Consider the following 22,276-nt stretch of genomic DNA (forward strand, 5'->3'; position numbering starts at 1 on the left):
CTGACGTCTATGCCCCGGAGGGTGCCGGGGCGTAAGCCGCCTGAGTCCACAGGTGGAACAAGGCGTAGGAGCGCCACGGGCGCCACGGCTGGGACAGCCGGGCCGCTTCGCGTCCGGTTCCGACTCCGAGCGCGCGCTTGAGCACCAGATCGTCGGCAGGATACGCGTCCCGGTCCCCCAGCACACGCACCGCCAAGTAGTCGGCCGTCCACGGGCCGATGCCCGGCTGGGCCAGCAATCCTGCCCGGACCTGCCCCGGATCGGCACCCGGCTGCAGCGGCAGCCCGGCGGCGACGGCAGCGGCCAGGGCCCTGACGGTCCTGGCCCTGGCGTGCGTGATCTTTACGGCCGCCTGGATCTCCTCCGCCGGGACCGCGGCGAGCCGGTGCGCGGAGGGGAAGGCAGTGAGTCCTGCCGGGCCGGGCTCGCCGAAGGCTGCCACCAGGCGGGCACCGAAGGTTCGGGCCGCGGCGAGGGATACCTGCTGGCCGAGGACCGTTTGGATCCCGGTCTCGAAGCCGTCCGTGGAGCCGGGCACCCGCAGGCCGGGATGCCGCCGGACCAGCGGCGCCAGCACATCAAATCGGGCGAGGAAGGGATCCACCACGCCCGGATTTGCGTCCAGGTCCAGCCAGGCCCGGACCGTCGTGATGAGGGCGGCTTCCTCCGGCTGCGGCAGCGCCGGTGCTTCCAGGTCCACCCCGTCCGGGTGCAGGTGGACCTTCAGCGGAACCACTGTGGATCCAACCGTCAGCAGCCGTTCCACGCCCACTCCGCCGCCGGGCTTCGGCGTTACCCGTTCCAGCCCCGGGACGGCGTGGGCGAGCAGTGCGCTGGCCAGCGGCGCCCAGGCCAGCGGTCCCCGGAAGGGCAGGCTGCGGGTACGCGCGCCGCCGCGCGCGCCGCCGGCCGCGCCGCCGGCCGTTCCGCCGTCGAACTTTTCTTCCCCTGTTCCTTTCCCCGTTTCTTCCCCCGTCAGCGTCATCCGCTGAGGCCGGTCATGCGCAGGGTGATGTTGATCCGGCCGGTGGCCAGTCCCGACTCCGGGTCCGCGGTTCCGGCCACAGTGCGCGGGACACCGTGGTAGGCGAACCGGGACGGTCCGCCGAAGACAAACAGGTCACCGGACTCCAGCTCCAGGTCCGTGTAGGGACGGTTGCGGGTTTCGGTGTTGCCGAAGCGGAAGACACAGGTATCGCCGATGCTGATGGAAACCACCGGGGCACTGGACTTTTCATCCTTGTCCTGGTGCATCCCCATATGCGCGCCCTCGGCATAGTAATTAATCAGCGCAGTGTCCGTCGTGTAATTCTCCGGGCGGAAGTCCTCCCTCGCGTAGCTGCCGTCCGCCTGCCGGTAGGCCTCTTTGAGCGCGTCGCGGCCCAGCTGCACCAGCCAGTCGGGCAGCTCCGCGACGCGCCCGCCGCCGGCGTCGTCGGCCGTGCGCGTGTACTTGTACGGCTGCCAGTGCCAGCCCAGGCACACCGTCTGGACCGACATGGGATGCCCGCCGGGCAGCACTGCCGACCGCATCGGCACCGGTCCGATGGCCCACTGACGGCACGCTTCAACAATGGATCGCTGCTGTCCCGGCGGCAACCAGCCGGGCACATGCACCGCCCCGACGGCGGGTTCGGAGCGTTCGCGGGGGAAAAGGGAGGAGCTCATGCGGCGGCTTCCAGGTCGAGGAGGGTTTTCTTGACAGCCGGGCCGCCGCGGTAACCGCCGGTGGTTCCGTCGGAGCGCAGCACGCGGTGACAGGGAATCACCAGCGGCAGGGGGTTGCGGCCGCAGGCGGTGCCCACGGCGCGGACGGCCCCGGGGTTGCCGGTCAGGGCTGCTATGCCTGCATAGGTCGCCGTGCGCCCGTAGGCGATCCCCTGCAGCGCCTCGACAACCGTCCGCCGGTAGCCGGTGGTCAGCCGCAGGTCCAAGGCGAGGTCGAAGCTGCGCCTGCTGCCCTCGAAATACCCGCGCAGCTGGGCAGCGGGTTCTGCCAGCCGCTCCGGCGCTTCCAGCAGCCGCGGACTGATTCGGGTGCTGAGGTCCTGCAGCACGGTATCCACTCCTTCACATTCGAAGGCCACCCGCACCAGGCCAGCCTCGGTGGCGGCAAGGATGAGTCCGCCCACCGGACTGTCCACCACGGTGTAGGCCACATCCAGCACCCCGGCGGCCTGCGCGTCCTCTGCCAAGCGGGAATGCAGGGCGGCGAGGGCGGCGGTTTCCCGCGGATCAGCGGCGGCTTCGCCCGCAGCGGCAAGAACGGGTTCGGGCACGGACGCTGCGGGGAGATTGAATGCGGGCACATTGAACAGGTCAAAGGACGCCATTGCTGTCCTCCTTATACAGGGCACGGAGTTTCTTGATGCCGTCGGCGGCGGATCGGCGGCAGGCCGCTTCGCTGCTTCCGAGCACCCGGGCCACCTCGGCGTACGGGAGCCCGGCCAGATGGTGGTAGGCGAGCGCCTCCCGCTGCCGGACAGGCAGGGTCTTCAACGCAAACCACAGCCCGTCGGTGTCGGCCGGTACGGGAGCGGGTGTATCCGGAACCGCCTCCACCGGCAGCGGGCTGCGGGCGGTGCTCCGGTGCTGGTCCACTGCCTTGCGCTTGGCAATGGTGACCAGCCAGGCCTGCACGTTGGCCCCTTCGGGCAGGTCCGGATAGGCGCGCAGTGCCGCCAGGAAGGTTTCGGACCACGCGTCCTCGGCCTGATCCGGCCCCAACACGGCGCGGCAGACCCGCAGCACGGCCGCGCCGTGCTCCCGGACAATCTGCTCAAAGGGTTTCACTTCCACATACGGTAGACGGTTTCAGCGGACGGTTTGTGAGCCCGGTGCCGGAAATCGGTCCACGGGCCGCCGGCTGTGGCTAGACTGCCTCCTACATCGCAGCGATCAGCCGCCCGAAGATGCAGCAGAGATCAAAGGAGATCCTTATGCAGAACCTCGCCGGAATCCTCACGGAAACCGCAGCCCGCTTTCCGGAGCGGACTGCCCTGAAACTCGACGACACAGTGGTGTCCTACGCCGCCCTGGACGCGATGAGCGCCAAGGTAGCCGGACTCCTGGCCGCCCGCGGGGTGGTGCCGGGTGAGCGCGTCGGCCTGGTGATGCCCAACATTCCGCAGATGGCCTTCGTGTATTACGGTGTCTTGCGCTACGGCGCCGTGGTTGTCCCCATGAATCCGCTGCTGAAGGCGCGCGAGGTCGCCTACCACCTGCAGGACTCCGGTGCCCGGCTGGTTTTCGCCTGGGAGGGCGTGGCCGGTGAAGTCTCTGCCGGAGCAGAAGAGGCCGACGGCGGCGTGGAAGTGGTGACGGTGGACTCCTCCTCTTTCATGGGGCTGCTGGCGGGTGCGGATTCCCGGCCGGACCTGGCGGAGGTGGACGGTGACGACATCGCGGTGATCCTCTACACCTCGGGCACTACAGGACGGCCGAAGGGTGCTGCCCTGACGCACCGCAACCTGCGCAGCAACGCCATCGTGTCCAGGTCCCTGCTGGATACCCGGGAAACCGATGTGATCTTCGGCGGGCTGCCGTTCTTCCACGTGTTCGGCCAGACCGCCGCGTTGAACTCGGCCCTGCTCGCGGGCGCGTCCATCAGCCTGCTGCCCCGGTTTGATGCCGGCAAGGCCCTGGAAATCATCGAACGCGACGGCGTGACGATCTTTGAGGGTGTCCCCACCATGTACGTGGGCATGCTCCGCCATCCGGCCGTGAAGGACACCAAGCTCTCCTCGCTGCGCGGCGCTATCACCGGCGGTTCGGCAATGCCGCTGGAGGTGCTGCACGAGTTCGAGGACGTGTTCGGCATCCAACTGCTGGAGGGTTACGGACTCTCTGAAACCTCGCCCATCGTCTCCTTTAATCTTCCCGGCGAGGGACGGCGTGCCGGCTCCATCGGCAAGGCCGTGGACGGCATGGAGGTGCGAATGCTGGATCCCGACGGCGCGGACGTCCCCGTGGGAGAGATTGGCGAACTCTCCGTCCGCGGCGAGGGTGTCATGAAGGGCTACTGGCGGAACGACGACGCCACTGCCGCAGCCATTCCCGACGGCTGGTTCCGCACCGGGGACCTGGCCCGGTTCGACGAGGAGGGCAACATCTACATTGTGGACCGCAAGAAGGACATGATCCTGCGCGGCGGCTACAACGTGTATCCGCGCGAGGTCGAGGAAGTGCTGTACGAGCATCCTGCCGTTTCCGAGGCGGCCGTGATCGGTGTTCCGGATCCGCTGCACGGCGAGGAAATCGTGGCTGTGGTGGGCCTTCGGGAAGAAGCCGTTCCGGCCGACGACGCCGCACGCGAAGCCCTGCTGGCGGACATCGCCCAGTTCGCCAAGGACCGGCTGGCCGCCTACAAGTACCCGCGCCGCATCGAACTCACCGACGCTCTCCCCAAGGGGCCCACGGGCAAGATCCTCAAGCGCGAAATCAAGGTCTCCGCCCCTCCCCGCCCGCTTCTGGACGAAACCCCCACGGCGTAGGTCTCAGGAGTACGGCTCGACGTCGGCGGCAGCTTCGCCCGGAAGCCCGGCAGGTTCGTCGGAGCGGACCAGCACTACGCCGGCAACAATCAGGGCCCCGCCGGCCAGCTGTACCGGGCGTGGCAGCTCCGCAAGGAGCAGCCACGCCCACAGCACGGCAAAAAGCACTTCGGTCAATGAAACGAAGGAGGCCACGCGTGAGCCCAGGGCCCGCGCGGCGATGATGCCGGTGACGTAGGCCAATACGGTGGAGAACAGAACCAGTCCGGCCACGGGCACCCACCAGGTGGTGTGCCAGCCGCCCAGTTCCACTCCGGCTGTGCTGAAGCCCAGGGGAAGAATCCCTATCACGCCGAGCAGTGCCATGGTGGCGCCGCCCACGAGCATACCCCCGGTGGCGAGGACCAGCGGTGGAAGCGAGTCATTCTGCTTGGCGGTGATGAAGAAGTAGATGGCCAGGCAGACCGCGGCGGCCAGGCCCCACAGCACACCCACAGGATCTATCTGGATGCTGCCGCCTAGGTCCAGCACCAGGACCAGCCCTGCGATGGCTGCCAGGGCACCGAGGATGGTGCGGATACCGGGACGGCGCCGGGTGGCGGCCCAAATCCACAGCACCATCAGCACCGGTGCCAGGAATTCCAGCAGAAGCGCCACACCCACCGAGAGGCGTTCCACAGCGTTGAAGTAGAAAAACTGGCAGCCGGCCACCCCGATGAATCCGAACAGCACGATGGTGCGCCAGTTGCCGCGTACCTGTTCCCAGCGGCCGTGCAGCGCAATAAAGGCGGGGACAGCCAGGACCGCCGCGGCTCCAAGCATCCGCACGGCAACGGCACCGGCAGTGGTCCACCCGGTTTCCAGCAGGGACTTGGCGAAGGAGCCGGAGAGCCCAAAGACGGCGGATGAGGACAGGGCAATTACCAGCCCGGAAACGCTTGCGGGCAGCGCCTTGGGGGCGGCTGTCTGCTCTGGCTCCATGGGTCTCCTCCGGACTGGTTCCCGGTACCGTGCCGGGAGGGAACAACGACGGCGACGCTACCCCGGGGCGGGACGGGTTTCAATACATCTGCACCCCCGACCACTCGGTGCGGTTGCCGTATCCATCGCGGACGGATATGGCAACCATCCGTTCCTGCACAGTGCGCCCGGTCAGATGGCAACCCCTCGGCCGCCAAATCGGAGCCATGCACGGCAGAACCCCCGCAGGCGACGGCGAGGTGCCTAGGGTTGATGGGTCAAGAAGACGGCGCCTCCAATCTTCCCCGGGATTTTCCTGCCATGAAGCAGAAACTGATTACCCTTGTCAGTCAGCGCACCGCCTGGCTCCTCCTGGCCGTATGCATAGCCTTCTGGGTGGTTTCCGCCGCCGGGTTCCTTGAGGCGCCGCTCGGCACCCCGGCTGCCCTGATGTTCCTCTGGATGTACTGCAACCTCATGGTTGCGTTGGCCACCACCCTGGCCGCGGCAGCCGCCGTCGCCGCCCTGGTCCTGCACCGCAGCGCGAAGACGACGGCGCGTGAACGGGGACGCGGCCCTGCAGCGGGACAGGAGCCGGTGCAGGAGCCGGTGCAGGAGGACGGCGAGGCGGGGACTGCCGCTCCGGACCATTCCGTCACCTCACTTCGCAACCTGCTGGCACGGAGGCGCTAACCGCCTTCCCCCGCCGCCGGACCTTATACCTTCTGCTCTCTGCGCATTTCAAGGAGCAGCAGCAAAACAAGTGGTCCGGACTCTTGATAACAGGTGGCCGCTCTGGTGTCCTGTTCAGGCGGTCCAGCAGAGGGCCGGACCTGCGGCTGAAATACCTGCCCGCCCATGCGCTCCTCCAGCAGCCCTCCCCTGTCCCTGCACCACTTCGAAGAAGCCCGCCAGGCCCGCGGGGACCTGCAGCAGGCGCTGCACAACGAACTGGTCCTTAAGTACCGCGACATAGCCGAAACCGCTGCCGCCGCCTACGCGGGCCGCGGCCGTGAACTGGCCGACCTGCGCCAGGTGGCCTACATGGGATTGATCAAGGCCGTCCGGCGCTTCGACCCGGCGGTCGGTCCGCATTTCCCGGCCTTCGCCGTGCCCACCATCCACGGCGAGCTTAAGCGGTACCTGCGCGACCATTCCTGGGTGGTACGCCCGCCGCGCCACCTGCAGGACCTCCGCACCGCCATCGCCCGGCTGCAGCCGGAGCTGTTCCAGTCACTGGGGCATGCGCCCTCGCTCTGCGAACTGTCCGAGGCGCTGGGCGTGGACGCCAAAACGGTTGCCGAGGCGCTGAACTGCCAAAGCAGCCTGCGGCCGGAATCACTGGACGCCATCGCCGGCACCACCGGCGCGGAACGGTGGGCTTCGGCCGACGGGCGGCTGGAACACGCGGAAAACCTCGCCATGCTCCGCCGGGCCGTGCGGAACCTGACGGATGCTGACAAGGAACTGCTGTTCCGGCGGTATTTCCACGAGGAATCACAGCAGGCCATCGGTACCCGGCTGGGCCTGACCCAAATGCAGGTTTCCCGGCGGCTCGCCCGGATCCTGGTGCAGTTGCAGCACGAGCTGCTCGGCCCTTCAGAAGCCGCCGCAAACGCGGCCCGCCCGGCAACTGCCTGACCCGCCGGAACCCTCTGAACCGCCCGCGCGCCCGTGGGCCAGTGCCTACAGGGCGTCGAGCTTATCGACGGCGGCCAGGACATCTTCCACCGTGACAGCCATAAGCGCCGGGTCGGGATCCACGGCGAAGGTGTCTCCGCGGCGGCGGCTTTCATCTGTCAGGGCAATGTGCGGGCCCGGCGGCGGACCCCATTCTGCTACCGGCGCCGGGCCAAACAGCACCACCGACGGCCGGGCGTAGGCCGAGGCCAGATGGGCAGCACCAGTGTCTGCCGAGACCACCAGACGGGCGCAGGCGATCAGGGCGGCGAACTCCGCCAGCCCCAGCTCGCCGGCCACCACTGAGTCCGCATCCAGCCCGGCAGCCTCCGCCACGGCAAGTGCCCGCGGCCGTTCGGAGCTGCTGCCTGTCAGCAGGACCTGTCCGCCGGCGGCATCGAGTTCCCGGGCGACGTCCGCGAACCGGCCCGCGGGCCACAGCCTGCTGCCGTAGGCGGCACCCACATGGAGCACTACGGCCCCGGGGACGGATACCGCCGCGGCCGGCGGGTCCAACCGGTAATCCAGCGGATCGGCTGGAATTCCGTGCCACGACAACAGACCGGCCCAGCGCTCCCGTTCATGCACGCCGTCCTTCCAGGGCGGACCGTCCCATCCCGGCCCGGCGTGGCCGATCAGCCGGGCCGGCTTCAGTGCTTCCAACCGGCCGCAGCTTTCCGGGCCCCGGCCATGCAGGTTCACTGCCACGTCCACCTGTCCGGGCGGCAGGTCAATGGGCACGTCCAGGCCGTGCAGCGGCAGCAGGCCATCCACGGCGCCGGTCAGCGGCAGCAGCGGGCGCAGCCATTCCTGCGCTGCGTATCGGATGCGGTGTCCGGGGAAGGCCCTGCGCAGGGCCTTAAGGGCCGGGACTGCCACCAGCAGGTCCCCGAGTTTCAGGGCCCGCAGGACCAGGAGTTCGGGGCGGTCCGATGCCTGCTCGGGCATGGTTCAGGGTCCTTCCGATTGAGGATTGGAGGCACATCCTGCCAGATCAGCGGCCCGCCCGGTACAGGTGTGTTCCCCCGTGGCTGGAGGCACCCCCGGAAAAAGATGTGGCTGCGGGTGTTTAGCAGCAGTGCCGAAGGGGGACAGAGGCGGTATGGAAGTTATGCCGTCACCGCCGCGTGCCGTCCTGTTTGACCGGGACGGCACGCTGATTGTTGACGTGCCCTACAACGGGGACCCGGAACTGGTGCAGGCGGTGCCCGGGGCTGCCGATGTGCTGGCGCGGCTGCGGCGGGACGGCATCCCGGTGGGTGTGGTGACCAACCAGTCCGGCATCGGCCGCGGGCTGCTCTCCGCCGGGCAGGTGGAAGCCGTCAACGCCGCCGTTGACGCCCTGCTGGGTCCGTTCGATGTGTGGGAGATCTGCCCGCACACCCCGGAACGCGGCTGCATCTGCCGCAAGCCCATGCCTGGAATGGTGCTGCGTGCCGCCCGGCGCCTGGGCCTGGACCCGGCGGAGGTGGCGGTGATCGGCGACATCGGCGCCGATGTCCAGGCGGCCGCGGCGGCCGGCGCCCGCGGCGTCCTGGTCCCCACAGCCGTCACGCGGCCCGCCGAAACCGCTGCAGCTGATCTGGTGGCCGCCGACCTGCGGAAAGCAGTGGACCTGTTGTGGGGCGGCGCGTGAGCCGCCGGGTCCTGGTGGCGAGGCTCGACGGCGCGGGCGACGTCCTGCTGGCCGGCCCCGCCGTCCGTGCGGTGGCGTCCGCGCCGGGGGTGGAGGCCGTGCTGCTGGTTGGCCCGGCGGGGACCCCGGCCGCCCGGCTGCTGCCCGGCGCCGCGCAGGTGCTGGAGTGGTCCTGCCCGTGGATCGTGAACCCCGCCCCGGAACCGTCGCCGGCGCACCTGGCAGCGCTGGTGGACATGGTCCGCGCTGCCGGAACCCGTGAGGCGGTGATCCTGACGTCCTTCCACCAGTCCCCGCTGCCCCTGGCGCTGGTGCTCCGAACCGCCGGGGTGCACACCATCACCGGTGCTTCCACCGACTACGCCGGTGCGCTCCTGGACCAGCGGCTGCGGCCCGGCGAGGATTTCCCCGAAGACCAGCCGGAACCGGAACGGAACCTTCGAATTGCCGCAGCCGCCGGTTTCCGGCTTCCGGCCGGTGACGACGGCAGGCTCCGGCTGGGTCCGCTGCCCGATGCAGGGCATCTGGCGGGCGATGACCCCTATGTGGTGGTGCATCCCGGCACCGCCGTCCCGGCGCGTGCCTGGCCTGCCCTGCACTACGCCGCCGCCGTCGAGCTCCTGACCGCTGCCGGCTACCGCGTGGTGGTGACCGGCGGCCCCGGCGAGAAGGCACTGACGGCCACGGTGGCGGGGGTGGCCGGGCTGGACCTCGGCGGCCGCACGGACCTGGCCTCGCTGGCCGGTGTGCTGGCCGGTGCCGACGCCGTGGTGGTGGGAAACACAGGCCCCGCGCATTTGGCGGCGGCTGTTGGCACGCCGGTGGTCAGCCTCTTCGCCCCGGTGGTGCCCGCTGTCCGCTGGGCACCGTACCGGGTGCCGCTGGAACTGCTGGGCGACCAGCAGGGACCATGCCGGCTTTCCCGGGCCCGGACCTGCCCGGTGCCGGGGCACCCCTGCCTGTCCGGCGTCGCGCCGGAACAGGTGGTGGAAGCCGTGCAGCGCCTGGTCCGCGGTGTTTCGTCCCTGGGCACGCGGCGGGAAACCCGGCACGGCCTTCCGGCACACGTATCCGGGCACCGGAGAGCGGGGAAACCATGAAGATCCTGCTCTGGCATGTGCACGGAGGGTGGATGGAATCCTTTGTCCGCGGCTCCCATGAGTATCTGCTGCCGACCACACCCGCCCGGGACGGCTGGGGGCTGGGCCGCGGCGGCCGGGCCTGGCCGGCGTCCGCCGTCGAAGTGGCGCCCGAGCAGCTGCGCGGTCAACAGGTCGATGCGGTGGTGCTGCAGCGTCCGGAGGAACTTGTTGCCTGCGCCCGACTGCTGGGCCGCCGGCCCGGCCGGGACCTGCCCGCGGTTTATCTGGAACACAACACCCCGCGCAGCGCGGTGCCGGAAACCCGGCATCCGCTGGCCGGCCAAAACGCTATCCCCGTGGTGCACGTTACGCAGTTCAACCGGCTCTTCTGGGACACCGGCGACGCCCCGGTCCGGGTGATTGAGCACGGCATCCCCGACCCGGGGTACCTGTACACCGGAGACCGGCCGCACCTGGGCGTGGCGGTCAACGACCCCGTCCGGCGCGGAAGGATCACCGGCACGGACCTGCTGCCGGCCTTTGCCCGGGCCGCTCCCCTGGAAATCTTCGGCTTCGGCACCGGTCAGCTGCCCGCCGCCTTGCAGCTGGACGGGGAGGGCAACCGGGACCGGCTGCTCCTCCGCGGAGATCTCCCCGCCGCCCGGATGCACGCCGAACTGGCCGGCTGCCGGGCCTACCTGCATCCGATGCGCTGGACCTCCCTGGGCCTGTCACTGCTCGAAGCCATGCACCTGGGCCTGCCCGTCCTGGTGCTGGCCACCACGGAGGCCAGCCGGGCGGTTCCGCCGGAGGCAGGGCTGGTCAGCAACAACCCCGAAGAACTCCTCGCGGCAGCACAGATGCTTCTGGCGGATCCGGAACACGCGCACACCTGCGGGCTGGCAGCGCGTGAGGCGGCGCTGGCACGTTACGGCCTGGCCCGGTTCCTGTCCGAGTGGGACAGGCTCCTTACCGACGTGGTCTCATACAAGCTTTCCGCCGCGCCGCAGCAGGCGCCGGCAGGACCGATAACGGCATCAACAGGAGGGGGACAACAGTGAGAATCTCAATGGTGTCCGAGCACGCTAGTCCGTTGGCTGCGCTGGGCGGCGTGGATGCCGGCGGGCAGAACGTCCATGTAGCCGCCCTTTCCGTGGCGCTGGCAGCCCGCGGGCACACCGTGCAGGTGTACACCCGGCGTGATGACCCCGGGCTGCCGGACCGGGTGCAGGTGCAGGACGGGCTGGAAGTAGTGCACGTGGCGGCCGGACCGGCACTGCCGCTGCCCAAGGATGACCTGCTGCCGTACATGGGACAGCTGGCCGAAGGCATGGTGGCGGACTGGGGAAACCAGCCGCCGGACGTGGTGCATTCACACTTCTGGATGTCCGGCCTGGCCGCGCTGGAGGCGGTCCAAAGCGCGGCCGACGACGGCGCCCGGGTACCGGTGCTGCACACCTTCCATGCGCTCGGGACGGTGAAGAAACGGCATCAGGGCGCGGAGGACACCAGCCCGCCGGAGCGGACCTGGCTGGAACCCTCGGTGGGCCGGCGGGCAGACCGGGTCCTGGCCACCTGCTCGGACGAGGTTTTTGAACTCAAGGCCATGGGCGTGCCGGGCAGCCGCATCTCCATTGCGCCGTGCGGTGTGGACCTGTCCCTGTTCAAGTCCCGCGGACCAGCCGAGCCCCGCGGCCGGCGGCACCGCATTGCCGCCGTCGGGCGTCTGGTGCCTCGCAAGGGCGTGGATCTGGCCATCCAGGCGCTGGGACTGCTGCAGGAGGCCGGAATGGCGGACGTGGAACTGCTCATTGTGGGCGGCTCAAGCGACTGTGCCGGGCTGGAATCGGATCCGGAGGCTCGCCGGTTGATGTCCCTGGCCCGTTCCCTGGGCGTGGCGGACCGGGTGCTGCTGCGCGGACAGGTTCCCCGCGAAGACATGCCGGCGGTGCTGCGCAGCGCGGACGCAGTGGTGTGCGCACCCTGGTATGAGCCGTTCGGCATCGTTCCGCTGGAGGCCATGGCCTGCGCAGTGCCGGTGGTGGCCACCGCGGTGGGCGGACTGATCGATACGGTGGTCCACGGCAAAACCGGGCTGCTCGTACCGCCGCGGGACCCGGCCGCCCTGGCCGCCGCGCTGGGCGAACTGCTGCAAAACCCCGGCTACGCCCGGCGGCTCGGCACCGCCGGCAGGCAACGTGCCTCCGCCCGGTACTCCTGGGACCGGGTGGCACAGGAAACCGAAAAGGCCTATCAGTTGGCTCTGAGGGGAGTCCCCCGCGGCCAGGCCCGGCCGGCCCGGCTGCAGCCGACGGGAGGGCAGGCACTGTGAGTATCGAACCGGCCACCGCGCCCCCGCCCGTGACCGATGCGGCGCACGGGGCGGTCCTGGCCCATCTGGCCGGCACCGGCCCCGCCCTGCTCTCCGTACAGCAGCAGGCCGGGCGGCTGGCCCAGTGGGGCGTGGAGCTTGCCGGGCGCCTGCTGGATGGACACCGGCTGCTGACCGCCGGCAACGGCGGTTCCGCCGCCGAGGCCCAGCACCTCAGCGCGGAACTGGTGGGCCGGTTCGACGGCGAGCGCCGGCCCTTTTCCGCCATCGCCCTGCACGCGGACACCTCCGCGGTCACGGCCATCGCCAACGACTACGGATTTGAACAGCTCTACGCCCGGCAGGTGACGGGCCACGGCCGCCCCGGCGACGTGCTGCTCCTGTTCTCCACCAGCGGCGCCAGCCCCAACCTGCTCGCCGCCGTGCAGGCCGCACGCCGTGCCGGGCTGCGCACATGGGCGCTGACCGGCCGGGGACCCAATCCCCTCGCCGCAGCGAGTGAGGAGGCGGTCACAGTGGATGCGCCGGCGGCCAACGCGCAGGAGGCCCATCTGGTGGCCCTGCATGCGCTGTGCCGGTCCTTTGACGCCGAGGTGCAACGGTGCACCCAACCCCAACAGCGCACCTCTGCAGGAGGAATGCCGTGAAAACGATTGTCGTAGTAGGCGACACCTTGCTGGACACGGACATAACCGGTTCCGCCCAGCGCCTCTCCCCCGATGCCCCGGTGCCGGTGGTGGACGTCGCCGACGTCGGCCGCCGCGCCGGCGGAGCGGGCCTGGCGGCGCGGATGCTGGAGCGGGACGGGGTGCAGGTGCACCTGGTGACGGTGCTCTCCGATGACGGGGCCTCCGGGCTGCTGCGCACCGCGCTGGCCGGCATCCCCCTGACCAGCGGGCCGTCGGATGCTCCCACGCCGGTCAAGACCCGGATCCGGGCCGGCGCCCAGGCCGTGGTCCGCTTCGACGAAGGCTGCGCCCCGCCCCCGGTGCCGGCAGTGACCGCGCAGATGCTGGCGGCCGTGGCGGCTGCGGACGCCGTGCTGGTCTCGGACTACGGCCGCGGCCTGACTGCCAATCCCGCACTGCGGGAACTGCTCGGTGCCCTGGCTGGCCGGATCCCGGTGGTGTGGGATCCGCATCCGGCCGGAGCCGACCCGGTACCGGGGGTCGCCGCCGTCACCCCGAATATGACCGAGGCACTGCAGGCTGCGGGAGAAACGCCGGGCGGTGTTCCGGCCGGGCTGCGCGCTGCCGAGCGGCTGCTGGAGCGCTGGAGCAGCCGTTCGGTGGTGGTGACCATGGGTGCCCAGGGAGCCCTGGCGTTGCCGGCCGCCGGTCTGGCGCAGGTCCTGCGGGCGCCCCGGATCCGCGAGAATGACAGCTGCGGGGCCGGGGACCGGTTCGCGGCGTCGCTGGTTGTCCGGCTGCTCGACGGCGACGGGCTGGAAGCGGCGGTTGAAAGCGCCGTCGGCACCGCGGCGTCGTTCCTGGCTGCCGGCGGCGTGGCCGCCCTGGACCGGGAGGAGACGCTGCCGGTGCTGGGCAGCGACGTCCCCGACGCCCTGGCCACTGCCGCACTGATCCGGGAACGCGGCGGAACCGTGGTGGCCACCGGCGGCTGCTTCGACCTGCTCCATGCCGGGCACGCGCGCACGCTGCTGGCTGCGCGGGGGCTGGGCGACTGCCTCATTGTGTGCCTGAACTCCGATGACTCGGTGCGGCGGCTCAAGGGCGAGGAACGCCCGATCATTGGTGCAGAAGACCGGGCGGAGCTGCTGCAGTCCCTGGAATGCGTGGACGGTGTGCTGGTTTTCGAGGAGGACACCCCGTCCGCCGTACTGGAACGGCTGCGCCCCGACATCTGGGTCAAGGGCGGGGACTACCGCGAGGATCAACTGCCCGAGGCCGAGCTGATCCGTTCCTGGGGCGGTGAGACCGTCACCGTCCCGTACCACCCGGCCCGCTCCACCACGGCGCTGGCCTCCGCCCTGGCCAAAGTCGGCTGACCACGCCTTTCCGCCGTCCCCGTCCCGATTGAAAGGAACCGTCCATGTCTGTCTCCCCTTCCGCTGTCCCCGCCGTCCCCGCACCCGGCTCCGCGCTCGACGCCGGCGCCCCGCAGCCGGACCCTGCCCTGCGCGGCACCCCGGTACGCGCTGCAAACACCCTCCGCGTACTGGTTACCGGAGGGGCCTCCGGCCTGGGCGCCGCCGTCACCGAAGCGGTGACCGCCGCCGGCGGCAGCGTGGTGGTGCTGGACCTCGACACCAGTTCCGTCACGGGTGCCAAGGCCCTGCAGGTGGACGTGGCGGACCGTGCCAGCGTGGAAGTGGCGGTCCGGGAAGCGGCGTTGATGCTCGGCGGGCTGGACGCTGTGGTCACCGCGGCCGGAATCGACCGCTGCGGCCGGCTCGAAGACGTTGCGGCCCGGGAGTGGGAGAAAGTCATCGGCGTGAACCTGCTCGGCACGGTGTCCGTGGTGCGTGCCGCCCTGCCGTACCTGATGGCGTCCCGCGGCCGGGTTGTCACCGTGGCTTCCACTCTGGGGCTCAAAGCCGTCTCGGATGCGACCGCGTACTGCGCCTCCAAGTTCGGGGTGGTTGGGTTTAGCCGGGCCCTGGCCGCCGAAACGGCCGGACGCGTGGGCGTCACCACCATGATTCCCGGCGGCATGAAGACCCGTTTCTTCGATGACCGCACCGAGCAGTACCGGCCGCAGGACGATTCCCGGCTCAATGACCCCGCCCGGGTGGCCGACGCCATCCTGTTCGCCCTCTCCCAGCCGACCGGCTGCGAAATCCGCGAAATGCTGATCTGCCACGAGGAGGAGGATTCCTGGCCCTGAGTCCCCGTCCGTTCAGGCCGGCATCGGCTTCGGCTTCGCGGCAGGCTGCACCTTTCGGCTGCGGGTCCGCACGGCGACGCCGGCGCACAGGATCACCGCGAGCCCGCCGAGTACGGTGGCCCAGGTCAGTTCCTCGTGCAGCAGCAGCGCCGCCCAGCAGATGGTCAGGACCGGCTGGACCAGCTGCACTTGGCTGACCTGCGCCATGGGGCCGATACCGAGCCCGCGGTACCAGGCGAAGAAGCCCAGGAACATGCTCACCACGCCCAGATAGGCGAAGGCTGCCCACTCGCCCGGGCCGGCGGCAGGCGGCCGGCTGAGTGCCGCGGACACGGTCAGCCCGCCCATCACCGGTGCGGCCAGTACCAGTGCCCAGGAAATGGTCTGCCAGGCACCGAGCTCCCGGGTCAGGACGCCGCCCTCCGCGTATCCCACTGCCCCGGCAATCACCGCAGCGAACAGCAGGAGGTCCGACGGGTGCAGGCCGGCCTGCCCGCCGCCCTGCACCGCAGCGAATCCTCCGGCTGCACCCGCTCCGACGGCTGCCAGCAGCCAGAACCTCCGCGGCGGCCGCTCCCCCGTGCGCAGGACCGCCACGGTGGCGGTGGCCGCCGGCAGCAGCGCGACGACGACGGCGCCGTGGCTGGCGGGAGCAGTGGCGAGTGCAAAGGACGTCAGCAGCGGGAACCCGGCCACCACGCCGCCTGCCACCAGTGCCAGACGTGCCCACTGGGTTCCCCGCGGCAGCCGCTGCCGCGTTGCGGCCAGTACTGCGGCGGCCAGAACCGCGGCAACCACGGCCCGCGCCGATCCGGCGAAGAGCGGGGACATTCCGCCGCCCGCCACCGCAATGCGCGTGAACGGGAGGGTGAAGGAGAAGGCTGCGACTCCCAGCAGGCCCCACCAGAGCCCGCTGCGGGCACTGGGTAGCACTGTTGGGACAGCGAGAGTAGCGCTATTATGTGGCTTCATGGCCGATAGTAGCAGTGCCGACCGGATCGTGGCAGACCTGCGCACCTGGATTTCCTCAGCCGCTCCGGGAGCCCAATTGCCGCCGAGCCGGACACTCGTGGCGCGGTACGGCGTCAGCCCGGTGACGGTGCAGCGGGCGCTTCGAACGCTCTCCTCGCTGGGGCTGGTGGAGGGCCGGCCGGGCGCGGGCACCTTTGTCCGTGCCCGCACAGTGGCCCGGGTGCAGGACTACGGCTGGCAGACCGCCGCCCTGGGTGCTCCGCGCAGCATGCCCACCCTTTCCGCCGCCATGCGCGCTGCGCCTGATGACGTGATTGCCCTGCACTCGGGCTATCCGGACGCGGAGCTGCTGCCCGGCCAGCTGGTGCGGGCAGCCTTTGCCCGTGCCGCCCGCAGCGACACTGTGCTCTCCCGTTCCCCTGCCGCCGGCCTGCCCGACCTCCGTGCCTGGTTCGCCGCCGAACTGGGGGCGGGCGCACCGGCGGACATCGCCCCGCCGGCAGCAGCCGACGTCGTGGTCCTGCCGGGCAGCCAGGGCGGACTCAGTGCCGCGTTCCGCGCCCTCGTCGGACCCGGCAGGCCGCTGCTCATCGAATCACCCACCTATTGGGGTGCACTCCTTGCGGCCGCACAGGCCGGGGTGCAGGTGGTTCCGGTTCCCAGTGGAAGCGACGGCCCGGATCCGGAGGAGCTGTCCCGCGCCTTTGCGCAGACCGGTGCGCGGGCGTTTTATGCCCAGCCCGCCTTCGCCAACCCCACCGGGGCCTACTGGTCCCGGCAGCGGGCGGACCAGGTGCTGGCCACCGTTCGTCGGCACGGCGCCTTCCTGATCGAGGATGACTGGGCCCATGACTTCGGCATTGCGGCAGATCCGGAGCCTCTGGCGGCCCGGGACGACGGCGGGCACGTGGTTTATCTGCGGTCCCTCACCAAAAGCGTTTCCCCGGCGGTGCGGGTGGCGGCCGTCATCGCGCGCGGACCGGCACGGGAACGGCTGCTGGCAGATGTGCAGGCCTCGTCCACCTACGTAAGCGGTGTCCTGCAGTCGGTGGCGCTCGACGTCGTCACGCAGCCCGCCTGGCGGACGCACCGGCGCCACCTGCGCGGCCAGCTGGCCGCGCGGCGGGACCTGTTGCTGGAAGCGCTGCGTGAGCATGCCCCGCTGGCCCGGGTCGAGGCGGTCCCCAAGGGCGGGCTGAACCTGTGGGTGCGGTTGCCGGATAACACCGATCCGGCCGTGGTGGCCCGGGACTGTGAAGCGGCCGGCGTCCGCGTTGCTCCAGGCAACGAGTGGTTTCCCGCCGAACAGGCCGGCGCCTATCTGCGGCTGAATTACTCCGGACCCAATCCGGGCGCTTTCGGTGAGGGGGCGCGGATTATCGGCCGGGTCCTTGAGGACCACCGGGGGCGCTGAGGCGCTGGGACCCGGGCCGTGCGCCCGTCCAGCCTTGGGGCTCAGGCGGCGGCACCAAGAGTTCGAAACCCCGCAATGCCGTCGCCACCGTTTCCACCGGGGATCTGTCACCGTCGGAGAAGGCCCAGACAGCCAAAGCCTCCATGATGCCGGCCTGCACCGCCGTTGCGAGCACCCTGGGCCGCAGCGCATCCGCGGGTTCACCCAGCCTCCGGGCGATGACTTCCACCAGCTGCCGGTGCCACAACTGGTACATCTGCGATGAGGCGGCCTGCAGCTCCCTGGTGGTGACAATCAGCTGGATGCGCTGGCGGCCGTCCGCATACTCGTCGCCAAACGCCGCGGCCACGGCCGCAATGATCTGTTCCATCAACGGCAGACCGGCGTCGGCCGATTCAAACCCTTCCCGCAGTGCGTCAAAGGTTTGGTCCACGGCGCCCCATACAATGTCTGCCTTCGCCGGAAAGTGGCGGTGCAGGGTCCGGACGCTGACCCCCACCTCGGCGGCGATGCCGCCCACCGTCACATTTTCGTAGCCGTCCCGGAGTACGACGCCGAAAGCGCGGGCGCGCAGTTCGGCCTCTTCCACCGCGGGGGGACGGCCCGGTGCTCGTCTGGTCATCCACCCACGGTAAGCCCTTGTTCCGCGTTGCGGGGTTATGGCAGACTCTGCCGAAATAAGGTTGCCGACAAGGAGGTCGTTATGCCCGAGGGCGAGCAGTTTGACGTGATTGTGGTGGGGTACGGAGATGCCGGGGCGGCAGCGGCCATCGAAGCGGCGGATAACGGAGCGCGTGTGCTCGTCCTGGACCGCTCCTACGGGGGCGGCGCCAGTGCCTTGTCGGGCGGGGTGGTCTATGCCGGAGGCGGCACCCGCCAGCAGCGCGAGGCCGGTTATGACGACACCGTGGAGAACCTGTACAACTACCTTCGGCAGGAATCCGGCGACAGCGTGGACGACGAGACCCTCCGCCGCTTTTGCGCAGAAAGCCCGGGGACCATTACCTGGCTCGAACAGCAGGGAGCGGTCTTCGGCAGCAGCGTTCCGGACTACAAGACGTCCTACCCCACGGACCGGCACTACCTCTATTTCTCCGGCAACGAGAAGGCCCATCCCTATAAGCTCCACGCCGAACCGGCTCCGCGCGGACACCGTGCCGTGGCCAAAGGGCTGGCTTCCGGCAAGGTGCTGTGGACCGCCCTCGCCTCATCCGCCCGCCGCAAGGGCGTCACTTTCGTTCCGCTGGCCCAGGTGCATGACCTGATCATCGAGGACGGTGCCGTGGTGGGAGTGAAGTACCGCGTCCTGGACCGGAACCATGCAAACGCCGCAGAACACGCCCGGCTGACCCGCCTCACCGGCAAGATCGGCAACTGGGCACCCGGATTGGTCAAGGGACCGGTGGCGAAGATCAAGCGTCTCTGGGAGGAGGGCGCGGTGGACCGGGAAGCGCGTGCAAGCGCGGTGGTTCTCGCCGCCGGCGGCTTTATCTACAACGAAGAATGGCTCCAGCGCCACGCTCCGGAGTTCACCGGTATTTCCCCGCTGGGGACCCCGGCTGACGACGGTACGGGAATCCGGCTGGGCATGGACGCGGGCGGCACCACAGCCAAAATGGGCAACGTCACGGCCTGGCGCTTCCTTTCACCCCCTAGCGCCTTTATCGAGGGTGTGACCGTAGGCCTCAACGGCCGCCGGATCAAGAATGAAGACTTGTACGGAGCCACCCACGGCAACACGCTCATGCGCGAATTCGGCGGCAAGGGCTGGGCGGTGTATGACTCCGTCACCTGGAAAAAGGCACAGGGCCAGGTCCGTTCCCAAACCCAGATTTTCCAGCGGCTTCAAGTGGCCTTCCTGCTCACTGTCGGCCACAAAAAAGCGGGCACACTGGCGGAACTGGCCATGAAAATCGGCGTAGACGCCGCCGGGCTCCAGCGGACCGTTGAGGCCTACAACCATGGCATCGCCGACGGCACCGGGGATCCGGCGCACAAGGACCCCGCCTTGTCCGTTCCGCTGCTCAAGGCACCGTTCTATGCCTACAACATCTCCGTGGACGCTTCCCCGTTCTATCCGATTCCCGGTTTGACGCTGGGCGGACTGGTGGTGGACGGCGAGTCCGGTCTGGTGCAGCGGCAGGACGGCACACTGATTCCCGGGCTCTACGCCGCCGGCCGCAACGCCGTCGGTGTCTGCTCCGAAAGCTATGTCAGCGGCCTGTCGCTGGCCGACTGCATTTTCAGCGGCCGCCGCGCCGGCCGGCACGCCGTGTCTGCACGGGAGGCCAAGGAGTTGGACGCGGATATGGCCTAAGGGACGGGCGGGTGCTGCCCGCCGCCGTCGTCCCGGTTTCCACCTGCTGCGCTGATATCCGCTGTTTCGGGCTCCCAGCGCAGCAGGTCCCCGGGCTGGCAGTCCAACACCTCACAGAGCGCGGCCAGGGTGGTGAAGCGCACCGCCTTGGCCCGCCCGTTCTTCAGGACGGCAAGATTGGCTGGAGTAATGCCAATCCGCTCCGCGAGGGTGCCCACGGCCATCTTGCGCCGAGCCAGCATCACGTCAATATCCACGACGATCGGCATCAGATCACCCCGCCGAGTTCGGTGCGCAGGTGGTGCGCCTCCGCCGCAGTGGCAACGGCTGAAGCCAGCAGCGCCCGCATCACCAGCACGAGCAGGGCGCCGGCCGCAACGGTCACCCCCATGCCGCCAATCAACAGCACGACGCCGGGTGCCACCCCTTCGCCCGGCGCCAGTACGGCTCCCAACGCGAACAGCAGCAGGGCAGCGACGGACACCGCGCCGATAATCACATCCACATAGCGGAAGGCTGCGGACGAGAACACCGTTCCCCGGCGCACCATGGTGAGCAGCCGCCAAACGCAGACCAGGCAGACCTGGAAGGCCAGGATGCCCAGCACCACGATGATGAGCACGGGCACACGAACCGCTTCAGCACCCGCCTCGGCCAGGTCGATGCCGAACAGCGGCACCATTACTGCCTCGACAAACAGGGTGCCGAGAAACACCAGCACCAGCACTATCCGTAACGCCAGGATGGTTGCTTTTCCCATGACACTCTCCCTGCGGAACCCCGTCGATTGAAGGACAGTCAATACTTATCGATAATCGAGAGGTACCGCAAGAGTTTCCGGAAACCAGTAGCCGAACTTCCCACGCTCTGTGACTGCTGTGCCGAGTGGGACCACACCAGCAACACCGGCACCAAAGCGTGGGAAGTTTCCGCGGCGCAGGTTCCCTAGGGCGCTGAATCCACCACCGAGGTGGTGACCGCGGACCATCCGAGCGCGGTGCCGGCCGGGAAGATTTTTCCGTCTTCCAACAACACCGTCCGCTCACCGATCATCAGGCCGGTCTGCGGATCAATGATGATCTCACTCCGGAAGCCTTGCTCGGGCGATCCGATGCCCAGCGAGATTCCGGTCCGCCCGTCCAGGGCTGCCTCCCGGTCAACAACGGAGACTCCGGGAATCAGCGCTGCCGCCTGGTACAGGGCGGCCCGCAGATCCGCCGGGATGGCGCCGGTCCCCAGGGTTTCAGCGATCCGTTCGAACGCTTCCTCATGGGGGGTCTGTCCCCCGCCGGCATTGCCTTCATAAAGCAGGTCAAGTAGTTGCCGGGGGTCCCGGGGCGCACCCTCAACCGCTTCCTGCAACGGCATGTCGTTGAGAACGTGCTGGGTTGATCCGCCGAACTCCCCGCGCGGGGCACGCGACACGTCACCGCTGTCAGAGCTGCCCGCACCAACACGTTCGGCCTCCTGCCTGGACCCCTCATCGAAGAACTGCACCGGTTTGGATGGTTCGCGGATCCACACCCATTCCCCGGTCCGGTCCGCGGGTATGTACACCTGGTGGTCCCGGCGGGTCAGCCAGGAGAACTCTTGCCCCTCCGGCGTGACCGTGGAGGTGGTGCCCACCATGTCGGTGTCCACCAGCAGGTACTGGCCGGGCGCCAGCACCGGGTCGGAGCTGGTGATGGTTGCCGCAGCGGCGGCGTTCAGCACTTCGGCGGCCTCCGCCGTCGCACCGGGGCGCTCATCCGAGCCGACGACGTCGACCGCCACCAGCGCCGCGACCAGGGCGGCCGCAGCAGCGGAGGCCAGCAGGGCGCGCCGCCAGGGTCTGCGGGGGTGCAGTACCGGTGCCGGCTCCCGCGCGGAGTCTTCCTGGGCAGCTCGTTGCATCAGTTTCTCCCGGCCGGCGGCGAGGACGGCCGGGGGAACGGTTCCGGTGGTGTTACGCGTTGCGCGCAGCAGGTGCAGTTCGTCCATGATCACTGTCCATTTCGTCGAAAAGGGCAAAGCCGAGGTCCGCGCGGAGCTTGCGCCGGGCGCGGTTGATGCGGGAGCGGACGGTGCCCACGGGTACCCCGGCGGCGGTGGCGATGCCGTCATAGGTCAGGTCCGCCCAGGCATAAAGCAGGATCGCCTCCCGGTCGATCGGGGCCAGCGCCTGCAGGGCCGCTCCGATCCGGGACCGGTCGCCGTCAGCGTCCACCTGCGCGTCCACTGCCTCCAATCCACCGGCCGTGTCCCCGCGGCTGCTGTTCCGCACCAGGGCACGCAGCATCCGCGCTTCTGCGCGGTGGTGCCGGCGCAGCAGGTTGGTGGCAATGCCGAAAAGCCACGGCCGGACCGCTTCGGCCGGACCGGTGAAACCCGCCCTCCGTTCGAAGGCGATGAGAAAGGTCTCGGCCATCACGTCTTCGGCGGCAAAGTCACCGGCACGGCGGGCCGCGTACCGGTAGATGTCCGGCGCGTGCCGGTCATAGAGTTCCCCGAATATGGAGGGACCGCTGCGCGAGAGCTCCACAATCTCTTTGTCTGTCTTCACA

Annotated in this window: 24 protein-coding genes; 12 read left to right on the forward strand and 12 right to left on the reverse strand. The window is 69.5% G+C overall.

Going from position 1 to position 22,276, the window contains the following annotated elements:
• Positions 1-7: 7 nt before the first annotated feature.
• The 4 genes from QNO06_RS16495 to QNO06_RS16510 are packed head-to-tail and all read right to left on the reverse strand — an operon-like array spanning position 8 to position 2,793.
• Positions 8-985, reverse strand: coding sequence for a DNA-3-methyladenine glycosylase family protein (locus QNO06_RS16495; RefSeq protein ID WP_227912189.1), 978 nt, complete (start codon positions 983-985; stop codon positions 8-10).
• Complete coding sequence (locus QNO06_RS16500) at positions 982-1,668, reverse strand: alpha-ketoglutarate-dependent dioxygenase AlkB family protein (protein WP_227912191.1); 687 nt, start codon at positions 1,666-1,668, stop codon at positions 982-984. Before QNO06_RS16500 ends, QNO06_RS16495 begins: the two co-directional genes overlap by 4 nt.
• Positions 1,665-2,333 carry a methylated-DNA--[protein]-cysteine S-methyltransferase gene (locus tag QNO06_RS16505; RefSeq protein ID WP_227912194.1) on the reverse strand — a complete coding sequence of 223 codons (669 nt, stop codon included), beginning with the start codon at positions 2,331-2,333 and terminating at the stop codon, positions 1,665-1,667. The genes QNO06_RS16500 and QNO06_RS16505 overlap by 4 nt, the downstream gene beginning before the upstream one ends.
• Positions 2,320-2,793, reverse strand: coding sequence for an RNA polymerase sigma factor (locus QNO06_RS16510; protein ID WP_442860151.1), 474 nt, complete (start codon positions 2,791-2,793; stop codon positions 2,320-2,322). The genes QNO06_RS16505 and QNO06_RS16510 overlap by 14 nt, the downstream gene beginning before the upstream one ends.
• 146 nt (positions 2,794-2,939) lie before the next feature.
• Between QNO06_RS16510 and QNO06_RS16515 the strand changes: the two genes are divergently transcribed.
• On the forward strand, positions 2,940-4,493 hold the full coding sequence (locus QNO06_RS16515; protein ID WP_227912198.1) for a long-chain-fatty-acid--CoA ligase: 1,554 nt from the start codon (positions 2,940-2,942) through the stop codon (positions 4,491-4,493).
• A gap of 3 nt (positions 4,494-4,496) precedes the next feature.
• Here the strand turns inward: QNO06_RS16515 and QNO06_RS16520 are convergent, their stop codons facing one another.
• Positions 4,497-5,474 carry an EamA family transporter gene (locus QNO06_RS16520; RefSeq protein ID WP_227912199.1) on the reverse strand — a complete coding sequence of 326 codons (978 nt, stop codon included), beginning with the start codon at positions 5,472-5,474 and terminating at the stop codon, positions 4,497-4,499.
• Positions 5,475-5,774: 300 nt separating this feature from the next.
• On the opposite strand from QNO06_RS16520, the gene QNO06_RS16525 reads away from it, so the two are divergent.
• Both QNO06_RS16525 and QNO06_RS16530 read left to right on the forward strand, forming a co-directional pair.
• A complete protein-coding gene (locus tag QNO06_RS16525) occupies positions 5,775-6,146 on the forward strand; it encodes a hypothetical protein (protein WP_227912203.1) in 372 nt (123 codons plus the stop codon).
• 165 nt (positions 6,147-6,311) lie between these two features.
• On the forward strand, positions 6,312-7,094 hold the full coding sequence (locus QNO06_RS16530) for a sigma-70 family RNA polymerase sigma factor (RefSeq protein WP_227912205.1): 783 nt from the start codon (positions 6,312-6,314) through the stop codon (positions 7,092-7,094).
• A gap of 45 nt (positions 7,095-7,139) precedes the next feature.
• Here the strand turns inward: QNO06_RS16530 and QNO06_RS16535 are convergent, their stop codons facing one another.
• On the reverse strand, positions 7,140-8,081 hold the full coding sequence (locus QNO06_RS16535) for a glycosyltransferase family 9 protein (protein ID WP_227912208.1): 942 nt from the start codon (positions 8,079-8,081) through the stop codon (positions 7,140-7,142).
• Between the two features lie 154 nt (positions 8,082-8,235).
• On the opposite strand from QNO06_RS16535, the gene QNO06_RS16540 reads away from it, so the two are divergent.
• The 7 genes from QNO06_RS16540 to QNO06_RS16570 are packed head-to-tail and all read left to right on the forward strand — an operon-like array spanning position 8,236 to position 15,030.
• Positions 8,236-8,769, forward strand: coding sequence for a D-glycero-alpha-D-manno-heptose-1,7-bisphosphate 7-phosphatase (locus QNO06_RS16540; RefSeq protein WP_227912209.1), 534 nt, complete (start codon positions 8,236-8,238; stop codon positions 8,767-8,769).
• Positions 8,766-9,869, forward strand: coding sequence for a glycosyltransferase family 9 protein (locus QNO06_RS16545; RefSeq protein ID WP_284162473.1), 1,104 nt, complete (start codon positions 8,766-8,768; stop codon positions 9,867-9,869). The genes QNO06_RS16540 and QNO06_RS16545 overlap by 4 nt, the downstream gene beginning before the upstream one ends.
• A complete protein-coding gene (locus QNO06_RS16550) occupies positions 9,866-10,912 on the forward strand; it encodes a glycosyltransferase (protein WP_227912211.1) in 1,047 nt (348 codons plus the stop codon). The genes QNO06_RS16545 and QNO06_RS16550 overlap by 4 nt, the downstream gene beginning before the upstream one ends.
• Complete coding sequence (locus tag QNO06_RS16555) at positions 10,909-12,183, forward strand: glycosyltransferase (protein ID WP_227912212.1); 1,275 nt, start codon at positions 10,909-10,911, stop codon at positions 12,181-12,183. The genes QNO06_RS16550 and QNO06_RS16555 overlap by 4 nt, the downstream gene beginning before the upstream one ends.
• The gene (locus QNO06_RS16560; RefSeq protein WP_442860153.1) at positions 12,180-12,830 is read left to right on the forward strand and encodes a D-sedoheptulose-7-phosphate isomerase; all 651 of its coding nucleotides are present in this window, start codon (positions 12,180-12,182) and stop codon (positions 12,828-12,830) included. The genes QNO06_RS16555 and QNO06_RS16560 overlap by 4 nt, the downstream gene beginning before the upstream one ends.
• Positions 12,827-14,191 (forward strand): PfkB family carbohydrate kinase, encoded by a 1,365-nt coding sequence (locus tag QNO06_RS16565; RefSeq protein ID WP_227912213.1) that lies wholly within the window; start codon positions 12,827-12,829, stop codon positions 14,189-14,191. Before QNO06_RS16560 ends, QNO06_RS16565 begins: the two co-directional genes overlap by 4 nt.
• 44 nt (positions 14,192-14,235) lie before the next feature.
• A complete protein-coding gene (locus QNO06_RS16570) occupies positions 14,236-15,030 on the forward strand; it encodes an SDR family oxidoreductase (RefSeq protein ID WP_227912215.1) in 795 nt (264 codons plus the stop codon).
• A gap of 12 nt (positions 15,031-15,042) precedes the next feature.
• Here the strand turns inward: QNO06_RS16570 and QNO06_RS16575 are convergent, their stop codons facing one another.
• Entirely contained in the window at positions 15,043-16,002 is a 960-nt protein-coding gene (locus QNO06_RS16575; protein WP_227912216.1) for a DMT family transporter, read from the reverse strand.
• Here QNO06_RS16575 and QNO06_RS16580 point away from each other — a divergent pair.
• Positions 16,001-17,416: an aminotransferase-like domain-containing protein gene (locus QNO06_RS16580; protein ID WP_227912218.1), complete on the forward strand. Its 1,416-nt coding sequence runs from the start codon at positions 16,001-16,003 to the stop codon at positions 17,414-17,416. The genes QNO06_RS16575 and QNO06_RS16580 overlap by 2 nt on opposite strands.
• Here QNO06_RS16580 and QNO06_RS16585 read toward each other — a convergent pair.
• Positions 17,379-18,038, reverse strand: a complete 660-nt coding sequence (locus QNO06_RS16585; RefSeq protein WP_227912220.1) for an acyl-CoA-like ligand-binding transcription factor — start codon at positions 18,036-18,038, stop codon at positions 17,379-17,381. The two genes, QNO06_RS16580 and QNO06_RS16585, sit on opposite strands and share 38 nt — an antisense overlap.
• A gap of 81 nt (positions 18,039-18,119) precedes the next feature.
• On the opposite strand from QNO06_RS16585, the gene QNO06_RS16590 reads away from it, so the two are divergent.
• Complete coding sequence (locus tag QNO06_RS16590; RefSeq protein ID WP_227912221.1) at positions 18,120-19,733, forward strand: FAD-binding protein; 1,614 nt, start codon at positions 18,120-18,122, stop codon at positions 19,731-19,733.
• Here QNO06_RS16590 and QNO06_RS16595 read toward each other — a convergent pair.
• The 4 genes from QNO06_RS16595 to QNO06_RS16610 form a co-directional block, all read right to left on the reverse strand.
• Positions 19,730-20,002, reverse strand: coding sequence for a helix-turn-helix domain-containing protein (locus QNO06_RS16595; RefSeq protein ID WP_227912222.1), 273 nt, complete (start codon positions 20,000-20,002; stop codon positions 19,730-19,732). The genes QNO06_RS16590 and QNO06_RS16595 overlap by 4 nt on opposite strands.
• Positions 20,002-20,493: a DUF2975 domain-containing protein gene (locus QNO06_RS16600; protein ID WP_227912224.1), complete on the reverse strand. Its 492-nt coding sequence runs from the start codon at positions 20,491-20,493 to the stop codon at positions 20,002-20,004. Before QNO06_RS16600 ends, QNO06_RS16595 begins: the two co-directional genes overlap by 1 nt.
• Positions 20,494-20,678: 185 nt before the next feature.
• Complete coding sequence (locus QNO06_RS16605; protein ID WP_227912226.1) at positions 20,679-21,713, reverse strand: CU044_5270 family protein; 1,035 nt, start codon at positions 21,711-21,713, stop codon at positions 20,679-20,681.
• Positions 21,679-22,275: an RNA polymerase sigma factor gene (locus QNO06_RS16610; RefSeq protein WP_227912227.1), complete on the reverse strand. Its 597-nt coding sequence runs from the start codon at positions 22,273-22,275 to the stop codon at positions 21,679-21,681. The genes QNO06_RS16605 and QNO06_RS16610 overlap by 35 nt, the downstream gene beginning before the upstream one ends.
• Between the last annotated feature and the right edge of the window lies 1 nt (position 22,276).

This window comes from Arthrobacter sp. zg-Y20 (genome assembly GCF_030142075.1).
Classification (GTDB): domain Bacteria; phylum Actinomycetota; class Actinomycetes; order Actinomycetales; family Micrococcaceae; genus Arthrobacter_B.

Bases quoted from the DNA above. Each gene is read 5' to 3' on its own strand.
- QNO06_RS16495 (WP_227912189.1), bottom strand. From the start codon at position 985: ATGACGCTGACGGGGGAAGAAACGGGGAAAGGAACAGGGGAAGAAAAG.
- QNO06_RS16500 (WP_227912191.1), bottom strand. From the start codon at position 1,668: ATGAGCTCCTCCCTTTTCCCCCGCGAACGCTCCGAACCCGCCGTCGGG.
- QNO06_RS16505 (WP_227912194.1), bottom strand. From the start codon at position 2,333: ATGGCGTCCTTTGACCTGTTCAATGTGCCCGCATTCAATCTCCCCGCA.
- QNO06_RS16515 (WP_227912198.1), top strand. From the start codon at position 2,940: ATGCAGAACCTCGCCGGAATCCTCACGGAAACCGCAGCCCGCTTTCCG.
- QNO06_RS16520 (WP_227912199.1), bottom strand. From the start codon at position 5,474: ATGGAGCCAGAGCAGACAGCCGCCCCCAAGGCGCTGCCCGCAAGCGTT.
- QNO06_RS16525 (WP_227912203.1), top strand. From the start codon at position 5,775: ATGAAGCAGAAACTGATTACCCTTGTCAGTCAGCGCACCGCCTGGCTC.
- QNO06_RS16530 (WP_227912205.1), top strand. From the start codon at position 6,312: ATGCGCTCCTCCAGCAGCCCTCCCCTGTCCCTGCACCACTTCGAAGAA.
- QNO06_RS16535 (WP_227912208.1), bottom strand. From the start codon at position 8,081: ATGCCCGAGCAGGCATCGGACCGCCCCGAACTCCTGGTCCTGCGGGCC.
- QNO06_RS16540 (WP_227912209.1), top strand. From the start codon at position 8,236: ATGGAAGTTATGCCGTCACCGCCGCGTGCCGTCCTGTTTGACCGGGAC.
- QNO06_RS16550 (WP_227912211.1), top strand. From the start codon at position 9,866: ATGAAGATCCTGCTCTGGCATGTGCACGGAGGGTGGATGGAATCCTTT.
- QNO06_RS16570 (WP_227912215.1), top strand. From the start codon at position 14,236: ATGTCTGTCTCCCCTTCCGCTGTCCCCGCCGTCCCCGCACCCGGCTCC.
- QNO06_RS16580 (WP_227912218.1), top strand. From the start codon at position 16,001: ATGGCCGATAGTAGCAGTGCCGACCGGATCGTGGCAGACCTGCGCACC.
- QNO06_RS16575 (WP_227912216.1), bottom strand. From the start codon at position 16,002: ATGAAGCCACATAATAGCGCTACTCTCGCTGTCCCAACAGTGCTACCC.
- QNO06_RS16585 (WP_227912220.1), bottom strand. From the start codon at position 18,038: ATGACCAGACGAGCACCGGGCCGTCCCCCCGCGGTGGAAGAGGCCGAA.
- QNO06_RS16590 (WP_227912221.1), top strand. From the start codon at position 18,120: ATGCCCGAGGGCGAGCAGTTTGACGTGATTGTGGTGGGGTACGGAGAT.
- QNO06_RS16595 (WP_227912222.1), bottom strand. From the start codon at position 20,002: ATGCCGATCGTCGTGGATATTGACGTGATGCTGGCTCGGCGCAAGATG.
- QNO06_RS16600 (WP_227912224.1), bottom strand. From the start codon at position 20,493: ATGGGAAAAGCAACCATCCTGGCGTTACGGATAGTGCTGGTGCTGGTG.
- QNO06_RS16605 (WP_227912226.1), bottom strand. From the start codon at position 21,713: ATGGACGAACTGCACCTGCTGCGCGCAACGCGTAACACCACCGGAACC.